The organism is Streptomyces sp. NPDC093252 (assembly GCF_040683675.1).
Classification (GTDB): domain Bacteria; phylum Actinomycetota; class Actinomycetes; order Streptomycetales; family Streptomycetaceae; genus Streptomyces.
Genome location: NZ_JBFBEM010000002.1, coordinates 596581 through 621001 on the forward strand (window position 1 = coordinate 596581; position 24421 = coordinate 621001).

The 24421-nt window shown below is 74.7% G+C and carries 19 protein-coding genes, 1 tRNA gene and 1 pseudogene; 14 read left to right on the forward strand and 7 right to left on the reverse strand.

Annotated elements, in window-relative coordinates:
* Positions 1-246: 246 nt before the first annotated feature.
* Positions 247-2187 carry an ABC transporter ATP-binding protein gene (locus AB0O01_RS05720; RefSeq protein ID WP_365311175.1) on the reverse strand — a complete coding sequence of 647 codons (1941 nt, stop codon included), beginning with the start codon at positions 2185-2187 and terminating at the stop codon, positions 247-249.
* A 459-nt stretch (positions 2188-2646) separates the two neighbouring features.
* Positions 2647-2722, reverse strand: a tRNA-Arg gene (locus AB0O01_RS05725).
* A 318-nt stretch (positions 2723-3040) separates the two neighbouring features.
* On the opposite strand from AB0O01_RS05725, the gene AB0O01_RS05730 reads away from it, so the two are divergent.
* The gene (locus AB0O01_RS05730; RefSeq protein ID WP_365311176.1) at positions 3041-4648 is read left to right on the forward strand and encodes a dynamin family protein; all 1608 of its coding nucleotides are present in this window, start codon (positions 3041-3043) and stop codon (positions 4646-4648) included.
* Between the two features lie 3 nt (positions 4649-4651).
* Positions 4652-6982, forward strand: coding sequence for a YfjP family GTPase (locus tag AB0O01_RS05735; protein WP_365311177.1), 2331 nt, complete (start codon positions 4652-4654; stop codon positions 6980-6982).
* Between the two features lie 29 nt (positions 6983-7011).
* Here the strand turns inward: AB0O01_RS05735 and AB0O01_RS05740 are convergent, their stop codons facing one another.
* From AB0O01_RS05740 to AB0O01_RS05750, 3 genes are all read right to left on the reverse strand, one after another.
* Positions 7012-7557 carry a sigma-70 family RNA polymerase sigma factor gene (locus tag AB0O01_RS05740; RefSeq protein WP_365311178.1) on the reverse strand — a complete coding sequence of 182 codons (546 nt, stop codon included), beginning with the start codon at positions 7555-7557 and terminating at the stop codon, positions 7012-7014.
* Positions 7558-7701: 144 nt separating this feature from the next.
* Entirely contained in the window at positions 7702-8664 is a 963-nt protein-coding gene (locus tag AB0O01_RS05745; protein WP_365311179.1) for a hypothetical protein, read from the reverse strand.
* On the reverse strand, positions 8661-9446 hold the full coding sequence (locus AB0O01_RS05750) for a lytic transglycosylase domain-containing protein (RefSeq protein ID WP_365311180.1): 786 nt from the start codon (positions 9444-9446) through the stop codon (positions 8661-8663). The genes AB0O01_RS05745 and AB0O01_RS05750 overlap by 4 nt, the downstream gene beginning before the upstream one ends.
* A 485-nt stretch (positions 9447-9931) precedes the next feature.
* Here AB0O01_RS05750 and AB0O01_RS05755 point away from each other — a divergent pair, with 485 nt between their 5' ends.
* The 8 genes from AB0O01_RS05755 (at position 9932) to AB0O01_RS05790 (ending at position 18441) form a co-directional block, all read left to right on the forward strand.
* Complete coding sequence (locus AB0O01_RS05755; protein ID WP_365311181.1) at positions 9932-10450, forward strand: DUF6668 family protein; 519 nt, start codon at positions 9932-9934, stop codon at positions 10448-10450.
* Positions 10447-10746: a hypothetical protein gene (locus AB0O01_RS05760; protein WP_365311183.1), complete on the forward strand. Its 300-nt coding sequence runs from the start codon at positions 10447-10449 to the stop codon at positions 10744-10746. Before AB0O01_RS05755 ends, AB0O01_RS05760 begins: the two co-directional genes overlap by 4 nt.
* Positions 10747-10809: 63 nt before the next feature.
* Positions 10810-11100, forward strand: a complete 291-nt coding sequence (locus AB0O01_RS05765; protein WP_365311185.1) for a hypothetical protein — start codon at positions 10810-10812, stop codon at positions 11098-11100.
* Positions 11101-11190: 90 nt separating this feature from the next.
* On the forward strand, positions 11191-12015 hold the full coding sequence (locus AB0O01_RS05770) for a hypothetical protein (protein WP_365311186.1): 825 nt from the start codon (positions 11191-11193) through the stop codon (positions 12013-12015).
* Complete coding sequence (locus AB0O01_RS05775) at positions 12012-13346, forward strand: hypothetical protein (RefSeq protein WP_365311187.1); 1335 nt, start codon at positions 12012-12014, stop codon at positions 13344-13346. The genes AB0O01_RS05770 and AB0O01_RS05775 overlap by 4 nt, the downstream gene beginning before the upstream one ends.
* A 114-nt stretch (positions 13347-13460) precedes the next feature.
* Positions 13461-14954 carry an SCO6880 family protein gene (locus AB0O01_RS05780; protein WP_365311188.1) on the forward strand — a complete coding sequence of 498 codons (1494 nt, stop codon included), beginning with the start codon at positions 13461-13463 and terminating at the stop codon, positions 14952-14954.
* A 194-nt stretch (positions 14955-15148) separates the two neighbouring features.
* Positions 15149-16597 (forward strand): ATP/GTP-binding protein, encoded by a 1449-nt coding sequence (locus AB0O01_RS05785; RefSeq protein ID WP_365311262.1) that lies wholly within the window; start codon positions 15149-15151, stop codon positions 16595-16597.
* A 56-nt stretch (positions 16598-16653) separates the two neighbouring features.
* Positions 16654-18441, forward strand: coding sequence for a TraM recognition domain-containing protein (locus AB0O01_RS05790; RefSeq protein WP_365311263.1), 1788 nt, complete (start codon positions 16654-16656; stop codon positions 18439-18441).
* 49 nt (positions 18442-18490) lie between these two features.
* Here the strand turns inward: AB0O01_RS05790 and AB0O01_RS05795 are convergent.
* Positions 18491-19714: pseudogene (locus tag AB0O01_RS05795) on the reverse strand (DUF418 domain-containing protein); the annotation flags it as partial.
* The gene (locus tag AB0O01_RS05800; protein WP_365311189.1) at positions 19711-20112 is read right to left on the reverse strand and encodes a hypothetical protein; all 402 of its coding nucleotides are present in this window, start codon (positions 20110-20112) and stop codon (positions 19711-19713) included. The pseudogene AB0O01_RS05795 and the gene AB0O01_RS05800, both read right to left, overlap by 4 nt.
* A gap of 245 nt (positions 20113-20357) precedes the next feature.
* On the opposite strand from AB0O01_RS05800, the gene AB0O01_RS05805 reads away from it, so the two are divergent.
* The 4 genes from AB0O01_RS05805 (at position 20358) to AB0O01_RS05820 (ending at position 24382) form a co-directional block, all read left to right on the forward strand.
* On the forward strand, positions 20358-21437 hold the full coding sequence (locus AB0O01_RS05805; RefSeq protein ID WP_365311190.1) for an NlpC/P60 family protein: 1080 nt from the start codon (positions 20358-20360) through the stop codon (positions 21435-21437).
* A gap of 77 nt (positions 21438-21514) precedes the next feature.
* Positions 21515-21991 (forward strand): DUF4913 domain-containing protein, encoded by a 477-nt coding sequence (locus AB0O01_RS05810; RefSeq protein WP_365311192.1) that lies wholly within the window; start codon positions 21515-21517, stop codon positions 21989-21991.
* 23 nt (positions 21992-22014) lie between these two features.
* The gene (locus tag AB0O01_RS05815) at positions 22015-23364 is read left to right on the forward strand and encodes a hypothetical protein (RefSeq protein ID WP_365311193.1); all 1350 of its coding nucleotides are present in this window, start codon (positions 22015-22017) and stop codon (positions 23362-23364) included.
* A gap of 121 nt (positions 23365-23485) precedes the next feature.
* Positions 23486-24382 (forward strand): hypothetical protein, encoded by an 897-nt coding sequence (locus tag AB0O01_RS05820; protein ID WP_365311194.1) that lies wholly within the window; start codon positions 23486-23488, stop codon positions 24380-24382.
* The last annotated feature ends 39 nt before the right edge of the window (positions 24383-24421 follow it).

Here is a 24421-nt window from a genome sequence, read left to right on the forward strand (position 1 = left end):
GGGGCAGGGTGCGGCGTTCGTAGCTGAGGGGGAGGCCGCGCCAGACGGCGTTCCGCAGGAGAGGCGCAGAAATGCACCCGGTGACGTGCGGCTTTACACTCGGGGTCGGTTATCAACCCTGGAGGGTTCGCAACAGTCCACCGGGGCCGCTGTAGCGGACCCTGCCGTCGTCGGTTATCAACCCTGGAGGGTTCGCGACCCGCTGCGCTGTTTCCTCCAATGGGTATGCGCAGCGGTGAGTGGGGATCAGGCGGTGTCGCCGCTCATCCTGCGTTGCAGCTCCCACAGGGATCGGAAGATACCTGGCTCCTGGGTGAGTTGGTCGTAGCTGCCCTCTTGGACGATCCGTCCCTGGTCCAGGACCACGATCCGGTCGGCGACCGCGACGTTGGTGAGCCGGTGGGTGATCAGCAGGACGGCGCGGTCCTTGGCCAGTTCGCGCAGGCCGGTGAAGATCCGGTGCTCCGCCCGCGCGTCCAGGGCGGCCGTGGGTTCGTCCATGACCAGGAGCGCCGCCTGGCGGTGGAAGGCGCGGGTGAGGACCAAGCGCTGCCACTGCCCGCCGGAGAGCTGCTGGCCGCCGAACCACTCACTGGTCAGCAGGGTGTTCAGGCCGGAGCGGAGCCCTGGCAGCATCTCCGCGGCGCCGGACGCCTCGCATGCGGCGAGCAGCGCCGCGTCACTGGTGTCGCCCTGGCCGAACGTGATGTTGTCGCGCATCGTCAGCGGCAGGTAGGTGAACTTCTGCGGCACCACCGCGACGTGCTCCCACGATCCCCACGGGTCCAGATCCGTGGTGGAGGCGTGGTCCCAGGCCACCTCGCCCTCGGTGGGCAGCAGCAGCCCGCAGAGCAGGCGCGAGAGGGTCGTCTTGCCGGAGCCGTTCTCGCCGACCAGCGCCACGATCTCCCCGCGCCGCACATGCAGGGAGACACTGCTCAGGCTGTCCTGCGGTGCGCCGTCGTAGCGGTATGTGACGTCGCGGACCTCGAAACGCCTCGGGGCCGCGGTCAAGGGCGCCGTGCCACGGGAGTCGGTCATGGCCTGGCCGTGGGCGTTGTCGAGGAAGTTCTGCCAGTCCTGCACATACCAGCCGGTGCGTACGAGGCGGGCGCCGCCGTTGATGATGCCGCGCACCGAGCCGGTGGCCGTCTGGAGGGCGAAGACCGCGCCGCCGCCGGCTGCCAGGCTCATCCGTCCGGAGGCCAGGAGCCACAGCAGCGCCGCCCACACCGCGGTCGAGGCGACCCCGCCGGCCACCGCCCCGGCCAGTCCCATCCAGGCACCGGTGTTCGCGGCCTTGCGTTCGGCCGTGTTGACCGAGGCCGCCAGCCGCCGGTACCGGCCGATCAGGAACGGACCGGCCAGGCAAGCGCGCATCTCCTCACTGGACTCCTGGTAGGCCATGTGCCACCGCAGCTTGCCCAGCATCCGGCGCCGCCCGGAGGTCTCCAGCCCGGCGAGGTAGATCACGCGGGCGGAACGGACATAGGCGGCGGCCTGCGGCAGGCACGCGAGGAAGAGCAGGGGGAGGAGGAGCGGGTGCAGGACGGTCAGGACGGTGGCGCCGGCCGTGAGTGTGGCGGTCGCCGCCAGGACGTCCTGCGCTTCTTCGACCAGGTCGGGGGTGACCTGGGCGCCGCGGTCGGCGATGTCGTAGGCGTCGTTGTAGCCGGGCTTGTTGTTGGCGGCCAGTTCCGCGCCGAGCGCGGCCTCGATCATCGTCAGCTCGGCGGCCCGGCCGAGTATCGGGCGCAGCCGGGCGGTCAGCCAGCCGACGGCGATGCCCAGCAGGGCGCGCAGGCCGGTGGCGACGGTGATCACGGCGAGCTGCGGGGCGGCGTCCCACAGCCGCTCGGTGATGTCGCCGGAGGAGATCAGCGCGGTGATCGTGCCCGTGACAGCCAGGAGGCCCAGGGCCGCCAGGACGCCGGTCCCGGTCTGGCACACCAGCAGCCCGATGGTCGCGCCGCGGTCCACGCGCCAGGCCATCCGCACCGAGCGCCGTACGAGCGAGGGCAGGCGCCGCGCCATGGTGCGGGACGTCAGCAGGGAGCCGGCCCGGAGCCGTGACGCGTCGCGGTAGAGATACTCCTCCTCTCGAACACCGGCCTCCTGCGGTTCATCGTCCGGCGGGGTCCCCTTGGGCGGTTGCGGCGGCTGGTTCTGGGTATTGGCCGAGGTCATCGTTCCCCTTCGGGCGGTCGCTACGGCAGGGTCGTGAGGTCCAACGACACAACTGCGATATCGAACACACGTCATTCGGTCGTGCTGGGGAGCCCGCTGTTTCCTGCGCCGGGGAGCCCTGCGGGTGGGGCATCCCTTGTCCGGCTTGGGGCGACTGCGGGCGGGAGATGGCCGAATCGCCGATACCGGCGACGTTGCTGGTACCACTGATACCGCTGACATTGCTGAGCAGGGGGGCAGAGCAGTGCGGTGGGCAGGCCGGGAGCCACCAACCGGGCGATGCCCGTATTGGTCCGGTGTCCAGGTGAGGGAGAAGGCTCGGAATGGCCGCTTGGGGCCATTCCGGCGGGGGATGCGGGGGGGACAGCACCCATAGAGGCCCGTCGGCGTACGCTGCGCTTCCGTGCGGGTCAGACACTGGTCTGACCAGGCACAACACAGCTCCTGGCGAGACGCCGATGGCGCCCCCGGCAGGACTCGAACCTGCGGCCAAGCGCTTAGAAGGCGCCTGCTCTATCCACTGAGCTACGGGGGCCTGGTGTGGCCTCTGTCGTGGTGCCCGGGTGCGGGCTGATCCGTGACGTTGCCGGGGACAAGGATAAAGCTCCGGGTTCCCTGCCCCTGTTGCTTCGCCTCCGTGGCTCGATGTGGAGGTTCGGTGAAGCGGTCCTGATAATCGCAGGCAGGTACGAATCGTGCACCGCTTTTGACGTCTTACGCCCCGGGTGTTGTGCACTCGTTATGCCTCGACTGTGACTGATCCCCAGTCGCCCCTTCCGCCCCTTGTGTCCGGTCGGCGCGCAGACATGCGCATATGCTTCAGAATTCCCCTAAAATTGGGCATTCTTCGCATGTGGTGACCTTGGACGTACGGCCTCAGCTCCTCGACGCACTCTCCACCCTGCGCGACCGTGTCGCCGCCGCACGCTTCCCGCTGCCCCTGGCGGGGACCCCACGCGCGCGTGCCAACCGCGACGAACTGCTCGCGCAGCTCGACGACTATCTGGTGCCCCGGCTCAGAGAGCCCGACGCGCCTCTTCTGGCCGTCATCGGGGGCTCCACCGGCGCCGGGAAGTCCACCCTCGTCAACTCCCTGGTGGGACGGCGGGTCAGTGAGGCGGGCGTACTGCGGCCCACCACCCGGACGCCGGTCCTCGTCTGCCATCCGGAGGATCATCACTGGTTCAGCGGGATGCGCGTGCTCCCCCAGCTCACCCGGGTCTGGGTGCCCCACCAGGAGCCCGGCGACGATCTTCTGCTGTCCGGCGAGAACCCCACCCGCGTGCTGCGCATCGAGACCGCCGACACCCTGCCGCCCGGCCTCGCCCTCCTCGACGCCCCCGACATCGACTCCCTCGTCGCCGACAACCGCGTCCTCGCCGCCGAACTGATCTGCGCCGCCGACATCTGGGTGATGGTCACGACCGCCGCCCGCTACGCCGACGCCGTCCCCTGGCATCTGCTCCGCACCGCCAAGGAGTACCGGGCCACCCTCGTCACCGTCCTCGACCGGGTCCCCCACCAGGTCGTCGCCGAGGTCTCCCGCCAGTACGGCGCCCTCCTCACCAAGGCCGGGCTCGGCGACGTGCCCCGCTTCACCGTCCCCGAACTGCCCGAGTCCGCCGGGGGCGGCGGCCTGCTGCCCGCCAGCGCCGTCGCCGCGCTCCGCACCTGGCTGCTCCACCAGGCCCAGGACCCCGGCGCCCGGCGCCTCACGGTGACCCGGACCGCGTACGGCGTCCTGGACTCGCTCAGTTCCCGGATGCCCGAGCTGGCCGGTGCCGCCGCCGCCCAGTACTCCGCCGCCCTGCGGCTCACCTCCGCCGTCGACAACGCCTACGACAGCGAGCACGCCCGTCTGCGCGGCCGACTCCAGTCGGGGGCCGTCCTCGCCGGGGACGCCCTCAAGCGCTGGCGCGCCTTCCCCCTCGACTGCTCCGCCGGAGAACTCCTCGACGCCCTCGTGGAGAGCCTCGGCACGCTGCTGACCTGCGCCGTCACCGCCGCCGACGAACGGGTGGACGAGTCCTGGCGCCGCGAGCCCGCCTCCGGGGCCCCGGGGCTCGTCGAGCGCGACGCCCCGCCCGAGAGCGCCGAGCACCGGATCGGCGTCTCGGTCCGCCGCTGGCGCCGGGAGCTGGAGGAGTACGCCGAGGACGAGATCCGCGACCTCGACCGCGGCGCGGCACCCGACCCCGAGCTGATCGCCGCCCTCGTCGCCACCGCCCTGCTCGGCGGACGCCGGGCCCGCACCGCCGGGGAGAGCCTCGCCGAGCGGCTCGGCGCCCATGGCGCCCTCCGGCTGCGCGACCGGGGCGGACGGCTCCTCGGCGAGTACGTCGACCGGGTGCTGCACATCGAGCGCGAACGCCGGCTCGCCCCGCTGGACGGGCTCAACGTCCACGCCGAGCCCCAGGCCGAACTCATCGCCGCGCTGTCCGTACTTCAGAAGGAGAGGTGAACGGTGACCGCCGTCACTGACCAGGATCCGACGGGCCACGCCGAGCAGAAGGAGGCCGATGTGGTGGGCGGGGATGTGGGCACGGGTGCGGGTGCGGGTGCGGGCGGGGAGCAAGGTGAGCAGGGTGAGCGGCACGTGCCGGAGGGCTCGGATATGCGGAGTGTTCCGGACGCCGTTCCCGTCCCCGGTGACGTCGATGCCAACGCCAACGCCGATGTCGGTGGCAGTGGCGGTGTCGATACGGTGCCGGGTTCCGTTGAGCCTTCTCCCGAGAGCCCGCCCCGCCGCCCGGAGGGGAGCATCTCCGCGAAAGCGGCATCGATCCCCGCCGAGTCCGCCGCGTCCGGCGACACCCCCCGCCGCACCGTCAGCGCCGCCGGGCTCACTCCCCCGGTCCCGCCCCGCCCCACCCAGCCCCCGCCCCGCACCGCCGCCCCGGTCGCCCCACCGGCCCCGGAGCCCCTCCCCCGCACCGCCCCTCCGGCCCCCGAGCCCCCGCCCCGCGCCGCCCCGTCGGCCCCCGGCCCCGACGGCGCCGCGCCCGTCTGGGACGACGGGCTGATCGCGCGGCGGGTGCCCGAGGACGGCGGCGGTGGCGAGGAGCACCCGTACGGCGACGGCGGGCAGCGGCCCGCAGCGGCGCTCGCGGAGGCGCGCGGCGGGGCCGGGGCCCTCCCGGTCACCCCGCTGGCGTTCGAGGGGCCCCTGCGGGCCCGGCTGGACGCGCTGCGCGAGCTGGTCGGGCTGTCCCGGACCCGGCTGGACAGCCGTACCCTCGCCGAGGCCGGGCAGGTGCTGGACGAGGCCGCGGCGCGGCGCCGGCTGTCCGGGCAGCACACCGTCGTCGCCCTCGCCGGAGCCACCGGCAGCGGCAAGTCGCAGTTGTTCAACGCGCTCGCCGGGGTCACCATCTCCGAGACCGGTGTCCGGCGGCCCACCACCTCCTCGCCCATCGCGTGCAGTTGGAGCGACGGCGCCGCGGGGCTCATCGACCGGCTCGGCATCCCCGGACGGCTGCGCCGCCGCCCCCTGCACAACGCGGAGGCCGAGGCACAACTGCGCGGGCTCGTCCTGATCGATCTGCCCGACCTCGACTCCGCCGCCGTACGCCATCGCGAGGAGGCGGACCGGGTGCTCGCCCTGGTCGACGCCGTGATCTGGGTCGTCGACCCCGAGAAGTACGCGGACGCCGTCCTGCACGAGCGCTATCTGCGGCCGATGGCCGGACACGCCGAGGTGATGTTCGTCGTCCTCAACCAGATCGACCGGCTGCCCGGCGAGGCCGCCGAACAGGTCCTGGACGATCTGCGGCGCCTCCTGGACGAGGACGGCATCGCGCTCGGCGAGTACGGCGAGTCCGGCGCCCATGTCCTCGCCCTCTCCGCCCTCACCGGCGACGGGCTCGGCGAACTGCGCGAGACGCTGGGCCAGTTCGTGGCCGAGCGGGGCGCCGCCGCGCGCCGTATCTCCGCCGACATGGACGCCGCCGCCGCCCGGCTGCGTCCGGTGTACGCGACCGGGCGGCGCGCCGGGTTGAGCGAGGAGGCCCGCGACGAGTTCTCGGCCCGGCTCGCCGACTCGGTCGGCGCGGGCGCGGCGGGCGAGGCCGCCGAACGAGCCTGGCGGCGCAACGCCAACCGCGCCTGCGGCACCCCCTGGCTGCGGCTCTGGCGCTGGTACCAGGACCGGGGCGGCGAGCACTCCACCGGACGGCTCCCGCTGCGCGCGCAGGCCGACGAGGAGGCGACCGCCCGGCAGCGGGTCGAGCAGGCCGTGCGGACCGTCGCCGACCGGGCGTCGGCCGGGCTGCCCGCGCCCTGGGCGCTGGCGGTGCGCGAGGCGGCGGCCCGCGGGGCGCAGGGGCTGCCGGAGGCGCTGGACGAACTGGCCACCCAGGCGGGGCTGCCCTCGGGGCGTCCGCCCCGGCCCGGGTGGTGGCCGGTCGCGGTCCTCGCCCAGGCCGCCATGACACTGCTCCAGATCGCGGGCGGGGTGTGGCTGGTGGGGCAGATCGCCGGGGCGCTGGCCCCGAATCTGGGGGTGCCGGTGCTGCTGATGGTGGTCGGGATCGTCGGCGGGCCGCTGGTGGAGTGGAGCTGCCGGCTCGCGGCCCGCGGCCCGGCCAGACGCTACGGCCTGGAGGCGGAACGAAGGCTGCGGGAGTCCGCGGCGGCCTGCGGCCGGGCCCGCGTCCTGGACCCCGTCGCCGCGGAACTGCTCCGCTACCGCGAGGTCAGGGAGCAGTACGGGAAGGTCGTGGGAGTGGGAGTGGGGATGAGTACGGGCATGAGTACCGGGATGAGTACGGGGGTGGGGATGGGCGTGGGGGTCTAACGGGGGGAGCGAAGGGGGAGCGGGGGCGCTCAGCCCATCCCCCGTTCCTCCAGGGCCGACTTCAGGCAGCGCAGCGCGTAGTACACCCGGGACTTGACCGTGCCCTGCGGGACGCCCAGCGCCTCGGCCGCCTGGCGGGTGGTGCGGTCGGCGAAGAACGTCGCCCGCAGCACCTCCTGGTGCGCCGGGGTCAGCACCTCCAGCGCCTGCTGCACCACCACCGACGACAGCATCCGCTCGATGTCGTCCGCCTCGGCGCTCCACTCCCCCAGCCAGGTGTCGCCGCTGATCTCCAGCGGCCGGGCCATCCGCGTGCGGTGCCCGTCGATGACCAGGTTCCGGGCCACCCGGAACATCCAGGGGCGTACGGCCATCCCCTCGCCGTCGGCCAGGTTCCGGGTGTTCCAGCAGCGCAGCAGCGTCTCCTGGACGATGTCCTCCGCGCGGTGGGTGTCACCGCCCAGCATGCGCAGCACATAGGTGTGGAGCGCCGGGCCATGGGCCAGATAGAGGTCGCGCAGCGCCCGTTCCTCGGGCGAGGCCGCGCTCGCCGAACCGATGACCGTCACGTTCATGGTGTGCTCCAGCTCCTCGGGACGACCGGAGCCGGTCCGGGTGACCGGGAGCGGGGCCGTCCTGGGGAACGGAGTGTTCCGAGGGGCGGTCCATGCGCGATTGACGTCCCGTGTACGCGCCCGTCCCTCGCGTATACCGGCGCCTCAGGCGTACTCCGCCGGCTCCGGCGGCCTCACCGGCTCCAGGGGGCCCGGCGGCTCCGGCGGTGTCAGTGATCCGATGTGCGCCCGTACCCGTTCCGCGAGGGTCCGGTGGCCGGGGGCCAGCAGGCCGCGGCGGTTCAGGGCGTCCCACATGTGGAGCAGTTCCCGGCCGTGGGTCAGCGCCGCGGTGTCGTCGTCCAGTCGCTGCCAGAAGGCCGCCGCCCGTGCCACGTCCCCCGGCGCCCGCAGGTCCCCGGCCCCGCACCGGATCCGGGCCACCCCCAGCGCCAGGACGACCGCCTCGCGGTGCTCCCCGGCCAGATGGGCGACGTACGCCTCCAGGGAGCGGGCCTCCAGCGCGGGCGGGGCGTCGGCGCCCACCTCGCGCGTGAGGCTCTTGCGCAGGGCGGTCGCGGCGGCGTGGGCGTCCTCCAGGCGGCCGGCGGCGGACAGGGAGTTGACCCGGGCGATGCGCCGGGCGAACGCGAGGGGCAGGCCGGAGGAGTCGGGGGCGGCCGGGGCGGCGGGTGTCTCGCGGGCCGCCGTCCTGGCCCGGCCCACCACGGCCGCGAGGGCGGAGGCGGCGGAGGGGGAGGGGGAGGGGGAGGGGACAGGTTCGGGTGGCTCGGACGCGCCGCGGTCCTCGGCGGCCTCGTCGTCGGCCTCATCGGCCTCGTGGCCCCGCCGCTCCTCCCCGTCCGGCTCCAGCCCCTCCCCCGGCAGCAGCAAGCGGCTCGAACCGTCCGGTGACACCTGGAGCGCGAAGTCGTCCAGGCCGGAGCCCTGGTTGACGATCGCCTCCACCGGCCCGCCCCGCTCCTGGGCGTAGCGCTGCAAGCGGTCGAGCACCGCCTCGTGCACGGACCCGCCGGGGGCGGTGCGGACCGGCTCACCGTCGATCTCGGCCGGGCCTTCGTCGGAGAGGTACACCTCGAAGCGGTCCATGGCTGTCGTGCTCCTCATGCGGGGGGTGGTGACGGGGTGGGGCTCGGAGTGACGCCCGGGGTCGCGCCGGGCGGCGGTGCGGCCAGTCCGCCGTACTTGGCGAACTGGGCGCGGATCGCGGCGACATAGCCCTGTGCCTCGCTCGTCGCGGGCACGCCCCTCGCCGCGCGGACCGACTCCATGCCGACGTGGTAGGCGGCCAGGGTGAGGTCCAGGACGCTGTCGTCGGTCTCCTTCGCGTCGACCATCCCCTGCGCCTCCTCGGCCAGCGCGCACAGGTGGCGGCCCTGGGCGACGATCGAGTCGGCGGCGTCGAAGGCGGAGGTCCTGTCGTTGTCGTCCTCGTCCTCGCCGTACCGCTTGAAGACGTCCGGCGGCAACTGGGAGATGCCCTCCTCGCCCTTCGCGCCGACCATCGCGGCGTTGAAGCCGGACTCCCGCTCGACCTGGGAGGCGATGACGACCGGGCCGACGGCGTCGCACAGCCCGCCCGCCTCCTCGATGGGGTCCACCAGGTCGGCGGGGACCGTGGACGGCTCCAGGGCGCCCTTGCCGTCGCCCTCGAACACCTCGATCACCTCGTCCGCGTCGTCCGGACCCGCCGAGGAGCCGCCCCCGCCGCCGAACAGCAGGATCAGCGCGATGAGCGGGGCCAGCAGGACCCCGAGCCCGCCGAAGATCAGCACGACGACGGCCCCGCCGACCAGGACAAGCGGCATCATCAGACAGCCGCAGGAACCGCCCGCGATCAGGGTGTTCCGGACGGCCTTCGACGCCGTGCCCTCCTCGCCGTCTGCCATGCGCGCGCGCCTTCTTCCCCTCGCCTTGAACCGCCGTGGCCGGACCGCCCGTTGTGCTGTCCGCCGGGCTCGACAGACCAACGGGCCGCAGGACCAGAAGAGTTCAAAGCGGTGGAAAACAGATGAGACAGCGCGGCGCAGGCGCGAGCGCGAGCGACGAGGGAGGCGGGACGGGAATGGGCCCACGTGCGACCGGAACGGCGACCGGCCCCCAGTCATGGGAACGCGGACCGAGTGCGCCGCACACGCCGGGCGCGCCGGGCGCGCCGAGCGGACCGAGTGCGCCGCGCCCACCCGCCGGGCGGGGCGCACCCGGCGGGCGGGGCGCTCCCGCCACCCCTTCGGCCCCGGCCACTCCTTCGCCCCCGACCCTGACCCCAACCCCGACCCCGCCCGCATCTGCGGTCCGCACCGCCCCCGTACGCCGCGCCCCCGCCCCCAAGGCCCCGCCCGCACCCCCGCGGGGGCGTGACACGGCTCCCCCCGTGCCCGTCCCCGTCCCCGCCCCCGTCCCCGAGGGCACCTGGGGGCAGCCGACCCGGCGGGGTGTGCCGGGACGGGGGGCGTCGCGGGACGCGGTGGGGTGGGTCAAGGCGCACGGCGGGGCCGGGGTGACCTCGCTGGTGGAGGTGTTCGGCGGGGTCGACCTGGGTGCCCGGTGGCCGGAGCCCGGCCGGGGGGAGCCCCGGCGGGTGGTGCTGGTCGGGCGGACCAGCGCGAGCGGGCTGCGGTCGGTGTCGCAGGCGCTGCGGTCGCTGGCGGAGGGCCACGCCCCGCGCGGGCTGGACCTGCTCTGTGTGGTGCTGATCGCCGACGCGCCCGGGATGCTGCCGCTCGGTCTGCTGCGCCGGATCCGGGTCGTCCGGTCGGTGGCCCGGGTGCACCGGGTGCCCTGGATCCCCGCCTGGCGGGAGGGTGGTGAGCCCCGGCGGCTGCCCGTCCAGCTCGAACGGCTCGGTGAACTGGTCGGTGCCCCGGCCGGGCGGGAGAGGGGGCGGTCGTGAATCTGCTCCAGCTCCTCGCCCAGCCGGTGCCGAGCGCCTCGTACTTCAATCCGACGCTGCCCAAGGAGGCCGCGGCGAGCGCCGACATCCTCAACACCCTCGCCTGGTGCGTCTCGGCGGCCGGGGTCTTCGGACTGATGGTCGTCGGGATGAACATGTCGCTCCAACTGCGCCGCGGCGATCCGGGCGAGGGCGGCGAGCACTTCCGCGGGGTCTTCATCATCGCCCTCGCCTGCATCGTCGCCACGACGGCGGGACCGCTCGTCTCCTGGCTCGGCGACCTCACCCTCCAGTGAGCCCGTACCCCTACCCCCCGTCCCGCGGTTCGCGCGGGGCGCCGATTCCTCCCGGAGATCCTCATGTCCTCCTCCTCCCTCCTGCAGACGACCACCCGCTTCCTCGCCAACGTCCCGGAACCGGAGAGCGACGCTCCCGAACCGCTGATGGAGAAGGTCGGCACCGTTCTCGACCTGGTCGCCTGGGCCGGTACCGCCGCCGGGGTCGCCGGTGTGCTGGTGACCGGCGCGATGATGGCCATCTCCGTCAAGCGGGGCGAGAGTTCCGAGCACATGAGCCGCCTCGGGATGGTGCTCGGCGGCTGCATCCTCGTGGCCACGGCCGGTCCGATCGTCTCCTTCGTCTTCACCTGAGCCCGGACCCGGACCCGGATCCGAACCCGGACCCGGGGCGGGACGGGGCGGGACGGGGCGGAGCGGAGCGGAGCGGGGCGGAGCGGGGCGGTGTGGGACGCGGACGAGAGCCGAGCAACGAGAGACGGGCGCACCTGGATGTTCCTGCGCGGACAACGGCGGACCGAGGAGTCCGGACCGTACTGGAGGCAGCCGGGCTGGCAGTTGTCGGCCGGCTTCCTCGCCCTGGTCGTCGTCATCGGCGGACTGGTCGCGCTGACCACGGCCGCCACCGGCGGTATCGGCGGGGAGACGGCGGAAGCGGCGGCGGCGAGTGAAGGGCCGCTGTCCGCCGGGGCGCCTCTGACGGGCGGGCGGCCCGAAGGGTGCGCCACCGACGACAGCGGTGGCGGCGGTGACGCGGCAGCGGAGCGCGGGCCCGAGGACATCGAGTGGCGGACGCTGGGCGTCGGGCGGGTGCCCGTCTCGCCCTCGGCCGGGCCCACCCGGTTCCAGGGCGCCCTGTGGTGGTGCTTCGCGCACACCCCGGCGGGCGCCGCGCTGGCCGCCACCGTCATCCCCAGCCAGATGAGCGAGGCCCACTGGCGGACCGTCACCGAGCAGCAGGTGGTGGCCGGGGCGGGCCGGGACATGTTCGAGTTCCAGCGCTCGCTGAGCCCCGACACCGCCCGCCGCCGGGACGGCTCCCCGGCCTCCTCGTACGTCGGTTTCTCGCTCACCGCGTACACGCCCGGGGCGGCGACCGTCTCGCTGCTCATCAAGGGCGGCCAGGGCTTCACCGCGACCTCCGTGCAGGTCCGCTGGAGCGACGGCGACTGGAAGGTGCAGCCCTTGATCGACGGCTCCCTCTACACCGAGATGACGACCGTCCAGGACACCAACGGCTATCTGCTGTGGGGGGCCGGAACACCATGACCTGCAAGACCGGCAATCCGGTCATCGACGCCATCCTCGGCTTCTTCAGCTTCCTCGGCGACCCCATCGGGACGATCCTGTCCACGATCGCGGACTTCGTGCTCTTCGCGGCGGTCCAGGTGTACGGGGCGATCATCACCGGCATCCCGACGCTCGAATCGATGACGACCTCCCGGGAGGTCAGCGGGCAGACCCGGTGGCTGGTGGTGTATCTGGCGGTCGGCTCGCTGCTGTTCGCCGCGGCGAAGATGGCCGTCGAGCGCAAGGGCACCGCGGGGATCACCGCGCTCAAGGGCATCCTGCGGGTCGTCCTCGTCTCGACCGCCGCGACCACCGTCGTGGGCGCCGCCGTCGTCCTCTCGGACAGCTACGCGACCCATCTCTTCAACGCGGGCGCCCAGGCGCAGTTGAAGCAGATCGGCGGCTGCTCGGACATCGGCGGGGTCGGCGCGTTCGTCAAGCTGATCCTCGCCTTCCTGCTGCTGATCGCCGGGATCCTCCAGACGATCCTGCTCTACATCCGAATGGGCGTCATGATCGTGCTCCTGGGCACCCTCCCGGTGGCCGCGGCGGCGTCCATGACGGACTGGGGCGCGGGCTGGTGGCGCAAGCACATCGGCTGGCTGATCGCCTGGCTCCTCTACAAACCGGCGGCGGGGCTGATCCTGTACGCGGGTTCGGTGATGACCGGCGCGGGCAAGGGCGTGCAGGGCGAGGCCGACGGGACCATCCACACCCGGATCGCCGGGATCGCCGTGATGCTGCTGTCGGCGGTCGCGCTGCCCGCGCTGCTGAAGCTGATCGTGCCGGCCACCGCCGCGCTCGGCAGCGCCAACCCGGGCGGGGAGGCGGTGGGCGTGGCCGGTGGTCTGGCCTCCGGCGCCATCCAGCTCGCCGGGCGCGGCAGCGGCGGCGGTGCCTCCGGGGGCGGGGGCGCCGGGGGGCTGGGCAAGACCGGGCCCTCGGGGGCGTCCGCGACCGGTGGCGGTGCCTCCGGCGGGGGCGGCGCGGCGGGGCCGGGCGGGCGCGACGGGCGGAGCGGCGGCGGGGGTCCGGGGGGCGCGGACGGCGGGTCCGGGGCGTCCTCGGGCGACCGGGGCGGGCCGTCCGGCGCGGGGCGCGCGGGGGGTGCCTCCGGCGGAGGCAGTGGCAGTGGCAAGGGCGGGGGTGGTGGTGCGGCTGCGGGGGCCGGGCGGGCCGCCTCGGTCGCGGGACCGGCGGGGGCGGCGGCTGCCGCGGCCGGTGCGGTCCTGGCCGCCGGGACGCAGGCCGTCGCCCAGGGCGCGACCCAGGCCGTCGACGGCGACGGCAACCTCGGGCACAACACATGACCCCGGCCCCCGGCCCCGGCTCCCCCCTCTGACGGCCGCCGGGCTCCCCCGCCCCCTGGGAGCCCGGCGGTCCCCGGCTCCTCCCCTCCCCTCTTGAGAAAGGCACGGCATCCCATGTCCAGCGAAGCCGCCACCCATCCGACCTACGGGAACTGGCGCAGACCACGGCGGCCGGGGCTCGGGCCGCTCGGACTGATCGGCACCTTCGGGGTGTTCGGCGGCCTCGTCCTGACCCTGATGGCGTCCCTGATCTCGCTCCGGGCGGCGCTGGTCGTGGCGGTGCCGACGGTCGTGATGCTCACCCCGCTCGCGCTGCGCACCCAGGACGGCCGCAACGTCTACCAGTTGGTCACCCTGCGGGTGGGCTGGCTGCGCCGGAAGTCCAAGGGCGCGCACCTGTACGTCTCCGGGCCGATGTCGGCCCGGCCCGGCGGACGGTTCCGGCCGCCCGGCCTGCTCAACAAGGTGACCGCGACCGAAGGACGGGACGCCTACGACCGCCCCTTCGGCGTCCTGCACCACCCCGCGCGCAACCTCTACACCATCGTCCTCGGCTGCGAACCCGACGGCGGTGCGCTGATCGACCCGGACCAGGTCGACGTCTGGGTGGCGCTGTGGGGCGAGTGGCTGGCCCGGCTGTCGCACGAACCGGGGCTGCGGGGTGCCACCGTGATCGTGGAGACCGCCCCGGACCCGGGGACCCGGCTCGCCCACGAGGTGCTGCCCCGGATCCACCCGGACGCCCCCGCCGCGGCCCGCGCGGTCATGGAGGAGGTGGTGGAGCGCTATCCGACGGCCTCCTCCGAGATGCACACCTATGTGGCGCTCACCTATGGCGTCCCGGGCGGGCAGCGCCGCAAGCGGGACGAGGTGATCGCCGACCTCGCCATCCGGATCCCGGGCCTGCTGAGCGGGCTGGTCGCCGCCGGGGGCGGGGCCGCGTACCCGCTGTCGGCGGAGCGGATCGCCGAGGTGGTCCGGGTCGCCTACGACCCGGCGGTGGCCGGTGACGTCCTCACCGCGCGCGCCCAGCACGGCGGTACGGGGCTGGAGTGGGAGGACGCCGGTCCGGCGGCGGCCGTCGAGACGGTGGGCGCCTACCAGCACGACTCGGGGGTGTCGCGGACCTGGCTGATGACGCTGGCGCCGCGCGGCACGGTCCGTTCCTCGGTGCTGCGGGGCATGCTGGAGGCCGCTCCGGGCACCCGGCGCAAGCGGGTCGCGCTGGTGTACCGGCCGATCGATCCGGCGACCTCGGCGCGGATCGTGGAGTCGGACCGGCGCAGCGCCCAGTTCATGGCGACGTCCGGCAAGGGCATGGTGCAGGCGCGGGCGGCCACCGAGATGCGGGCGGCGGAGCAGACGGCGGCGGAGGAGGCGTCGGGGGCGGGGCTGGTGGAGTTCTCGCTGATGCTGACGGTCACCGTCGACACGATGGACGAGCTGGCCGACGCGAGTGTGGCGGTGCGCAATCTGACGGCGGCGGCACGGGTGCTGATGCGTCCGGCGGACCGGATGCAGGCGGCGGCGTTCACCTGCACCCTCCCGGCCGGGATCCTCCCGTGGGAGCAGACCCTCGTCCCGCACGAGTTGCAGGAGGCGCTGTGAGCGGCCGTCGGGAGCGCAGGCACGCCGAGCTGGCGGACCGACTGGCCGAGGAGCGGCAGGCGGGGCGGCTGCCGGAGCGGGAGCCGGTGGCGCGGAAGGGGAGGCCGGGGGCGCGGCCCCGGGAACCGTATGTGCCGCCGCGCGGGTGGCTGGGGGCGGGTGGGGGCCGGGTCGGGTACCTGGATCCGCCGACCATGTGGCGGGCAACCACCGTGCAGGCGTGCGGTATGTGGCCGTTCGCCGCCGGGTCGGGGTCGCCGATGACGGGGGTGCCGCTCGGGCAGCATCTGTTCACCGGGGCCACGGTGTGCGGGGATCCGCTGAACTGGTTCACCCGGGCCCGCTACATCTCCAACCCGTCGCTGTTCATGCTGGGGATGCCGGGGCTCGGCAAGTCGACGCTGATCAACCGGATGCTGATCGGGCTGGCCGCGACCGGGGTCGTCCCGCTGGTGCTCGGCGACCTCAAGCCGGACTACGCGGACACCGTGCGGGCGCTGGGCGGGCAGGTCATCTCGATCGGGCGCGGGCGGGGCGGCATCAATGTGCTGGACCCGGGGGCGATGGGCGCCGCCGCGGAGCGGATCGGGGGCAAGGCGGGCGAGGTGCTGCGGGCGGAGGCGCACGGCCGGGTGCTGAACATGGTCGCGGCGCTGATCACCATCGTGCGCGGGCGTCCGATGGACGACCATGAGCAGTCCGTGCTGTCGGCGGTGCTGCACCATCTGCGCGAACACCCCCCGCAGGGGCGCCCGGTGCTGCTGCCGGATGTGCTGCGGGTGCTGTCGGAGGGCCCGGACCGGGTGCGGGCGGTGACCCTGGACCGGGGGGACGTGACCCGCTACCGGGACGCCGTGGACCCGCTGCACCGCTCACTGCTGGGCATCCTCGACGGCCCGCTCGGCGACACCTTCGCCTCCCGCACCTCCACGCACATCGACCCGAACGCGCCCGCCGTGTGCATCGACATCTCCGGCATCGGGGAGGCGGACACCCAGTTGACCGCCGCCGCGATGCTGGCCGCCTGGTCGGACGGGCTGGGCACGGTGGCCGCCTCGCACGCCCTCGCGGACGCCGGACTCGCGCCCCGGCGCTGGTTCTTCACGGTGCTGGACGAGCTGTGGCGCCCGCTGCGGGCCGCGTCCGGGATCGTCGACCGGATCGACGCGCTGACCCGCCTCAACCGTTCGCTCGGGCTCGGCGACGCCAAGATCACCCACACCCTGAAGGACGCCGAGGCGCTCGGCACGGACGCGGACCGGGCCAAGGCGCGCGGCTTCGTGGAGCGGGCCGGGATGGTGGTGTGCGCGGGGCTGCCGAGGGCGGAGATGGAGGAGCTGGGCCGGGTGGTGGGGCTGTCCCGGCGGGAGATCGAGCTGGTGTCGTCGTGGTCGTCGCCGCCGGGCTGGGGGATGAGCGGGGAGAACGAGGAGCCGCCCGGCCGGGGCCGGTTCCTGATCAAGGTGGGTGGCCGTCCCGGTATCCCCATCAAGGTCGCCATCACGGACGCGGAGCGCCGCCTGCACAACACCAACACCCGCTGGACGCCCAACGAGGAGACGGGGACGGGGACGGGGGCAGGGGCGGGGATGGGGACGAGGGCAGGGATGGGGCCAGGGACGGGTACGGGGGCGGGCCGGTGAGCGGGCGGCCGGGCGGCGGTGTCGGGCAGGACCAGGTGCAGTGGGCCGTCGCCGCGATGGCGGGCGCGGTGCTGCTGGGCTTCGCGGTGGCGTGGGCGGGCGGCACGCTGGGCGCGGGGCTGACCGGGCACGGCTGGGACGCCCCGCCCTTCTCCCTGTCCAGCGCGGGCGCGCTGACCTCGGAGGGGACGGGCGCGCTGTGGCCGGGGACGCCGCCGGCCGCCGTGTACGGGGGGATTCTGCTGGTGCTGGCGCTGGTGTGCGCGCCGGTGGTGCTCGCGGTGCGGTTCGTGCGGGGGCGCCTCACCAAGCCCGGCGGGCTGGCCGGGGCGAGGGAGCTGGCCGGGCTGGCCCCGAAGGGCGTCGAGGCCCGCGCCCGCGAACTGCGCCCCTCCCTCAAGGGCCGCGGGACCCTCCACCCGGACGAGACCGGCAATCTGCTCGGCGACCTGGACCCCAGGGGGCCGGAGCTGCGCAGCAGTTACGAGGACGTGGAACTGGACCTGATGGCGCCCCGGGCCGGGAAGTCCACCGGGATCGCGATCCCCCGGGTGCTGCGCGCCCAGGGCGCGGTCCTGCTGACCTCCAACAAGTCCGATGTGTACGCGGTGACGCGGGCCCGGCGGGCGGCGGCGGGCACGGTGTGGACGTTCGACCCGCAGGGCATCGCGCACGCGCCGCGCGCCATGTGGTGGAACATGCTTGACGAGTGCCACACCATCGAGGGCGCCCGGCGGCTGGCCGGGCACTTCGTGGCGTCCGTCAACGACGACACGGCGAAGAAGGACTTCTGGATCGCCGCCGCCCAGAACACCCTGACCGCGCTGTTCCTGGCCGCCGCGCGCGGCCGGGCGCCGGTCCCGGAGCTGCTGGGCTGGCTGGCCGACCCCGCCGACCGCACCCCGGTCGATCTGCTGCGGGAGGTGGGGCTCCCGGCGATGGCCGAGCAGTTGCAGGGCACGATCCGGGGCGCGGTGGAGACCCGGGACGGCATCTACGAGACGGCCCGGCAGACGGTGTCCTGTCTGCTCGACCCGGAGATCCTCGCCTGGGTCACCCCGGACCCGGAGCTGCCCGAGTTCCGCCCGGACCGGCATGTGCTGGGCACCGACACCCTGTATCTGCTGTCCAAGGACGGCGGTGGTTCGGCGGCCGGGGTGATCGCGGGCATGGCCGACGCCACGATGCGGGCGGGGGTGGTGGCCGCCGAGCGGATGGGCGGGCGGCTGGATCCGCCGCTGACGGCGGTGCTGGACGAGGCCGCGAACGTCTGCCGGATCTCCGATCTGCCCGATCTGTACTCGCACTTCGGCTCGCGCGGCATCAATGTCGTCACCCTGCTCCAGAGCTACCGGCAGGGCGCCCGGGTCTGGGGTGAGCTGGGCATGGACGCGCTGTGGAGCGCGGCCACGGTGAAGCTGCTGGGCGCGGGCCTGGACGACGCCGACTTCGTGCAGAAGATCTCCACGCTGGTCGGGCAGCACGATGTCCGCACCCCGAGCGTCTCGCACAGCCGGGACGGCTCCTCGCGCTCCTACTCCTACCGGCAGGAGGCGGTGCTGCCGCCGGACCGGATCCGGGCCCTGCCCAAGGGCTCGGCGCTGCTGCTGGCCACCGGGGTGCGTCCGGCGCTGATCCGGCTGCGCCCCTGGTACAAGGAGCCGGGCGCCGCCGCGATCTCGGCGGCGGCGAAGGCGGAGACGCTCGCGATCACCGAGCGGGCGGCGGCCCGTCCGGTGCCGGGAGTGCCGTCGGATCCGGTGCCGGGAGTGCCGCTGGCGAAGGGCTCCCGCCGTCATCCCGACGACCGTCGGGGCGGGTCCCGGGACGCCGCGCCAGCGTGACCGCGCGCAGCAGCAGTTCGGCGGGCCCGTAGCGGAACCGGCGGGTCAGCCGCTCCCCGGCGGCGAGCTGGAGGACGTACAGGACGAGGCAGCCCGCGACGACGGTGGCGGTGCCGAGCCGGTCGTAGAGGCCGGCGCCGTAGCCGGTGAAGACCAGGGCAAGGACGAGGGACTGGGTGAGGTAGTGGGTGAGGGCCAGCCGGCCCGAGGCGGCGAGGGCCCCGGCGGCGCGGACGGCGGCGGGGCGGCGGGCGGCGTCCAGGAGCAGCAGGAGCCCGCAGACGTAGGCGGCGGTGAGGGCGGGGGCGGTGAGCACCGACACCGCCTGGCCTATGGAGAACCAGCGGGTGTCCAGCGGGCCGGTGGTGCACAGCGCGGCGACAGCGCCCCCGGCGAGACCGAGGGGCAGCCAGCGCAGCGCGGTCCGGCGCAGCCACACCCGGTCCCCGGCCCGCCGCTCCAGGAGCCGCACCCGGGCGGCGGCGAGACCGGCGAGGAACGCGGCGAAGATGTCCGGCGCGTAGAGGATGTTGGCGCCGATCGCGCCCGGGAGATGCTCCAGCCGGACGGCGAGGACCGAGCCGAAGTCGCCCCGGTGGGCGGCGATGGTGTCGGCGACCGTCGGGACATAGGCGGCGAGGGTCTGGGGCTCGGTGGCGGCGACGGACAGCACGCCCTCCAGCAGCAGCAGCGCGCCGAGCCCGGCCACCAGGGCGACCGCGACCCGGACCGCGGTGCCGGGCGCGAGGTTGCGCAGCCCGTACAGGGGCAGGGCGAGGACGGCGTAGGCCATGAGGATGTCGCCGGAGTAGAGCAGCACCGCGTGGACCAGGCCGAGGGCGAACAGGGCCAGGGTGCGGCGCAGATGGCGGGGCGCGAAGGGGACGCCCGCCCGCCGCGCCGAGCGCTCCTGGAGGACGAAGCTGTAGCCGAAGAGGAAGGAGAACAGCAGATAGAACTTGCCCGCCACCAGCGCCCCGGCCAGCCAGGCGACCACCCGGTCCAGCCCGCTCGCGTCGGGTCCGCCGCCGAAGGTGTAGTACGGCCCGGCGGACATCAGGGCGTTGACGATCAGGATGCCGAGCAGCGCGAAGCCGCGCAGCGCGTCGAGCGCCACGACCCGGCGGCCGTCACCGGGGATGTCCTCGGCGGCCGTCGCGGGCGCCTTGCCCCCGCTCACCGCGTACGACCGCCGTCGCGCGCTCCCGGCGGGGCCCGTCCCCCCGGCCCTTCCCCCGGCCGTCCCTCCGCCCGTCCCCTCGGCCGCGCTCATGGTGTCACCGCGAGACCGGTGCCGAAGGCGACCGTCGCCGAGACGAACCAGCCGAAGGACGGGGCCAGCAGATGCGCCAGGGTCCACAGCCGGGCCGCTGCGGGCCGCGCCCGCGGATAGACCACCGGCACACTCGCCCCGGCCCCGGGCAGCCCGCACAGCGGGGCGTACGCCCCCGGGTCGACGATCTGCTCGCGGCCCCCCTGGTCGGCGAAGGCCACCAGACCGCCGGGGCGCCGGTCGGCGGGCGGGCGGGCCCGTACCGTCCCGGTCGCCCGCAGTCCGCGCAGCCGCAGGGCGAACGCCCTCGCGCCCGCCCGCAGGGCGAGCAGCAGACACCACAGCCCGCCTCCCGTGCACAGCGCGAGCAGCGCGGGCCCGGCCCATTCGGCACCCATACGGCTCCTCCCCCGGGGCCTGCGGCAGCCCTCTTCGACGACCGGTGACCGCTCTCTTCGGCGGCCGGTGACCGCCTGCTGCGACGGCCAGTGGCGGCCTCTTCGACGGCCGGTGGCGGCCCTCTTCGACTCCACAACGGGCCCCGGCCCCCGAACGGTTCCCGTCGCCTTGAACCACCACGCGGCACGGCCCCGTTGTGTGGGCGGACCACACCCCGCCGCCCCTGAAAGGAGCCCCGGCCCCGATGAGCCCGACAAGACGGACGAGACGGACGCCGCGCGCCCGGCGCCGCCGGACCCTGACGGTCGCCGCGCTGGCCCTCGCCCTGACGGCCGCCGCCGCACGGCCCGCCCTCGCGGAACCCGGCCCCACCCCCGCCCCCACCACGCTCCCCGAGGTGCGCGCCGAACTCCAGCGGCTGTACCGCGAGGCGGCCGTCGCCACGGACCGGTTCAACGCGGCCGACGAGAAGGTGACCCGGCAGGAGAAGCGGGTGGCCACCCTGCGGGACCAGGTGGGCGAGGCCGAGCGGAGGCTGGCCCGGCTGACCGGGCGGGCCGGGGCGGCGGCCCGCGCCCAGTACCGCTCCGGCACGGCCGCGAGCCTGCCCGTGGAGGTGCAGTTCGTGCTGGCCGAGGACCCCGAGCGGGCCCTGGACGATGCCACCCTGGCCCGGCAGGCGCAGCAGGGCACGCTGGGCCTGGTCACCGCGCTCACCGCGACCGGCGAGGAGCTGAGGGCCCGCGGCGGCGAGGCGGCCGAGGTGCTGGAGCGGCTGAGGACGGACCGCGAGGACCGGGACACCGAGCGGGAGAAGGTGGAGGAGCGGATCGCCGCCGCCGAGGAACTGGAGGCCGGGCTCGCCGCCGACCAGCTCCGGACGCTGGACGACCTGGACACCCGGGACGCGGACACCGCGCAGGACGCCTGGCTGGACACCGGCGTCCTGGACACGGCGGGCACCACCACGACGGCCGCCGGGAAGGAGGCGGTCGAGTACGCCGCCCGCCAGCTCGGCAAGCCGTACATCTGGGGCGCGGAGGGCCCCGGCGGCTACGACTGCTCCGGGCTCACCTCGCAGGCGTGGCTGTCGGCGGGGGTCACCATCCCCCGTACCTCGCAGGCGCAGTGGCAGGGCCTGACCCGGATCCCGGTGGGCTCGATGCGCCCCGGTGATCTGATCGTCTACTACCCCGACGCCAGCCATGTCGCCCTCTACATCGGCGACGGCCGGATGATCAACGCACCCCGGCCGGGCCGGACGGTGTCGATCGCCCCGGCGGGGTCGATGCCGATCCTCGGGGTGGTGCGGCCGGGGGCATGAGCGCGGACCGGGCTCCGGGTGCCCTCGCACCTCAGAGCAACTCAGAACAGCCGAGAACAGCCCAGGAAGGCCCACCCATGTCCTCCGCCGACAGCCCGCCCGGCCCAGGGGACCGCACACCCCCGCCGCTCCCCCCGCCCCCACCCCCCTCCGCCCCGCCCCCCTTCATCCTCTATCTGGAGGGCGCCGCCTACGCGCAGGCCCTGCGGCGGCTGACGCTGTGGGCGCACCATGTGCTGCTGCCCGTCTACGGCCGTGAGGTGTCGTCGTCGGCGCCCTGGTGCCCGCGCTGGTGGGAGCACCCGGAGGCGGTCGCCCAGTTGCACGGCCTGTGGCTGGCCTGGGAGGAGCTGACCGGTCCCGGCGCCGGGCTGACCGGTCCCGCCTCCTGGCACCGGGACCATCTGGGCCCGGTGATGGGCGCCCTGCGCGACCCGATGGGCCCCTTCGCCGGTTGCAAGCCGGGCGCGCACCGCGCCAAGGAGCACCCCCCTGTCGACGCCCTCGACCCGTTCGGCGGCCCCCCGCCGCCCGAGCGCCGCCGACGGACCTGACGCACCCGAAGGGATCCCCGCAGATGCCACCGTTCAGCCAGCGCGCGTTCGACGAGGACAAGGCCCGGCTGCTGAGCCAGGCCGAGGAGTACGGCCTGCACCGGGACCGGGAGTTCATGGACGACCTCCACGGCTTCCTGGACCGGGTGCACACCAACGGGATCTGGCTCAACCAGGGCCACGCCCCCCGGCCCGACTGGGCGGGCGACCAGGTGCACCGGCTGGTCGACCGCTTCGAGCGCAAGCACGCCTTCCATGTCCCGGCCCGCTGGTGGAAGGAGCACAAGGACGACCCGACGTTCCGCCAGGACCGGCGGGCGAAGGCGGAGGAGGCCCGGCGGCACGGCTGGGTGTGGATGAAGACCGAGCCGTACCATCCGGCCGCGGCGGCGGAGGCGCAGGGCGGGCTGATTCTGGAGGAGTCGGTCCCGGGCAAGCTCTTCGACGGGAAGGGCTTCGGCGGCGAGAACTGGTCGAGCCTGCCCGCGCTCAGCACCCTGTGGGAACGGTTCGCCGTCCACTTCGCGAGCGGTCTGGAGGGGGAGCCGGAGGCGATGGTGCTGGACGGGATCGTCCAGAACAGTGTGCTGACCCAACTGGAGTGGCCGCATCTGCGGGACCGGATCGAGACCGGCCGGATCGACCGGCTGCGGATCAACGTCATGCGGCTGACCGGCAGCCCGTCCGACTCCCGCCGGTGGTCCCTGGAGCTGGCGGACAGCTACGACGTCCACTCCCAGGGCTCCTTCGACCGGGTGGGCGCCCCCACGGACCCGGACTTCTGGGCCAACCAGCAGCGCTGGCACCACCGGCAGCGGGCGAACCACGCGGGCGACTCACCCGACCGGGCGTCGGCGGGCTCCTCGGGCGGGTACTCGCTCCACGACTTCCACGAGATCTTCGACGACCCGAACCTCCTCGTCACCCTGTCCGACCCCGCCACCGGCGACCCGGTCCTCACCGCGAGCCCCGAACAGATCTCCCACCTGGTCTCCGCGCACCTCAGCCGCACCCAGAGCCATGACTCACCCGGGGCGGGGACGGGCCCCTCGGGCGCGCCCGAACCGCCCGCCGCCCTGCGCCGGGAGGGGTCGGCGATGGCGACGCTGGACCGCAAGCTGGAGGCCATCCGGGCGGAGCGGGAACGCCGGGGCAGTCACAGCACCTCGTCGGGGTCGGTGGTCCCGCTGGTCCGGGCGGCCCGCTCCTACACCCCGTACGACCCGGCCGCGCCCCAGGCCGGGCAGAGCCGCACCCCGAGCACCGCGTCGGCGGGCTCGGACGACGGTGTCCCGCTGACCCGGGCCGCCCGGGTGCCCAGCGATCCGCCGCCCCGGCAGTCGCCCCCGGACCGGAGGCGGCGGGGTCGCTGACTCCGGGGCGGGTGCGGCGGCGGCAGCAACTGGGCGTTCCCATAGGGGATTTGAACCGCCCGCCCGGACGCAGCCGTTGTCGCTCGCGTCAGCACCCGCGGCGGGAGAGAGGACGGCACCGATGGCGGACGACGACAGCGACCACCAGGCACCCGGCGGGCGGCCCCGGGGCGCCGAGGGGAGCTGGGTGCGGGTGGTGGACCTGACCTTCCGCCTGCTGATGGCCCTACGGGACCTCCTCCGGGCCCTGCGACAGCGGCGCCGCCGGGAGCCCGAGGAGCGGGGCGACGGGGTGGCGCGGGGCGACAGGGTGGAGCGGGGGGACGTGGTGGAGCGGGGGCAAGAGGCGGACCGGCGGGACCAGGACTACCGGGTACGGGACGACCGAGTACCGGACGACCGGGTCCGGGACGACCGAGTACGGGACCCGCGGGCCCCGCTGCCAGCGGATCCGGCGCTGCGGGACGCCGCGGTGGCCCTGGACCGGGCCCGGGAACGGATCATGGCCGCCGACGCCCATCAGTACCGGTTGGCCCAGGCCCGCTGGGAACGCCCGGCACCGGCAACCATCCCCCGGCCGCCTCACCACCCCACCGCCTTCACTCACCCCCGCCCCGACCTGGACCCCTTCGCCGCCACGGTCGCCGACCGCCGGGAACAGGAGCGCCGGGAGCCGACTCCGCGAAACGGCACGGAGACAACGCGGACACCACCACCCGAGACACCCGCACCCCCTCCGGTCCCCCCGAAGCTGCCGCCGGAGGAGCCCGCACCCCCGCAGACACCGCCACCCCCCACCTCCCCTACCTCCCCCGGCTTCGTCCCTCTGGAAGTCCCCCCGGCCGAGGCGTCGGCCATCGGGGCCGAGGTCACCTCCGCGCTGTCGCCCGAGGCGCGGGAGTTCCTCAAGGGGACCTCGCTGGGCTCGCTCGGGACCGCCGGAGGCGACTCCCCCGCACCCAGGGGAACCCGTAGCGCCCCGCCCCCGCACACCCCCCGCCGCCCCGGCCGACGCTGACACCCACCCACCCCCACCCCCACCCCTCACCTCACCTCA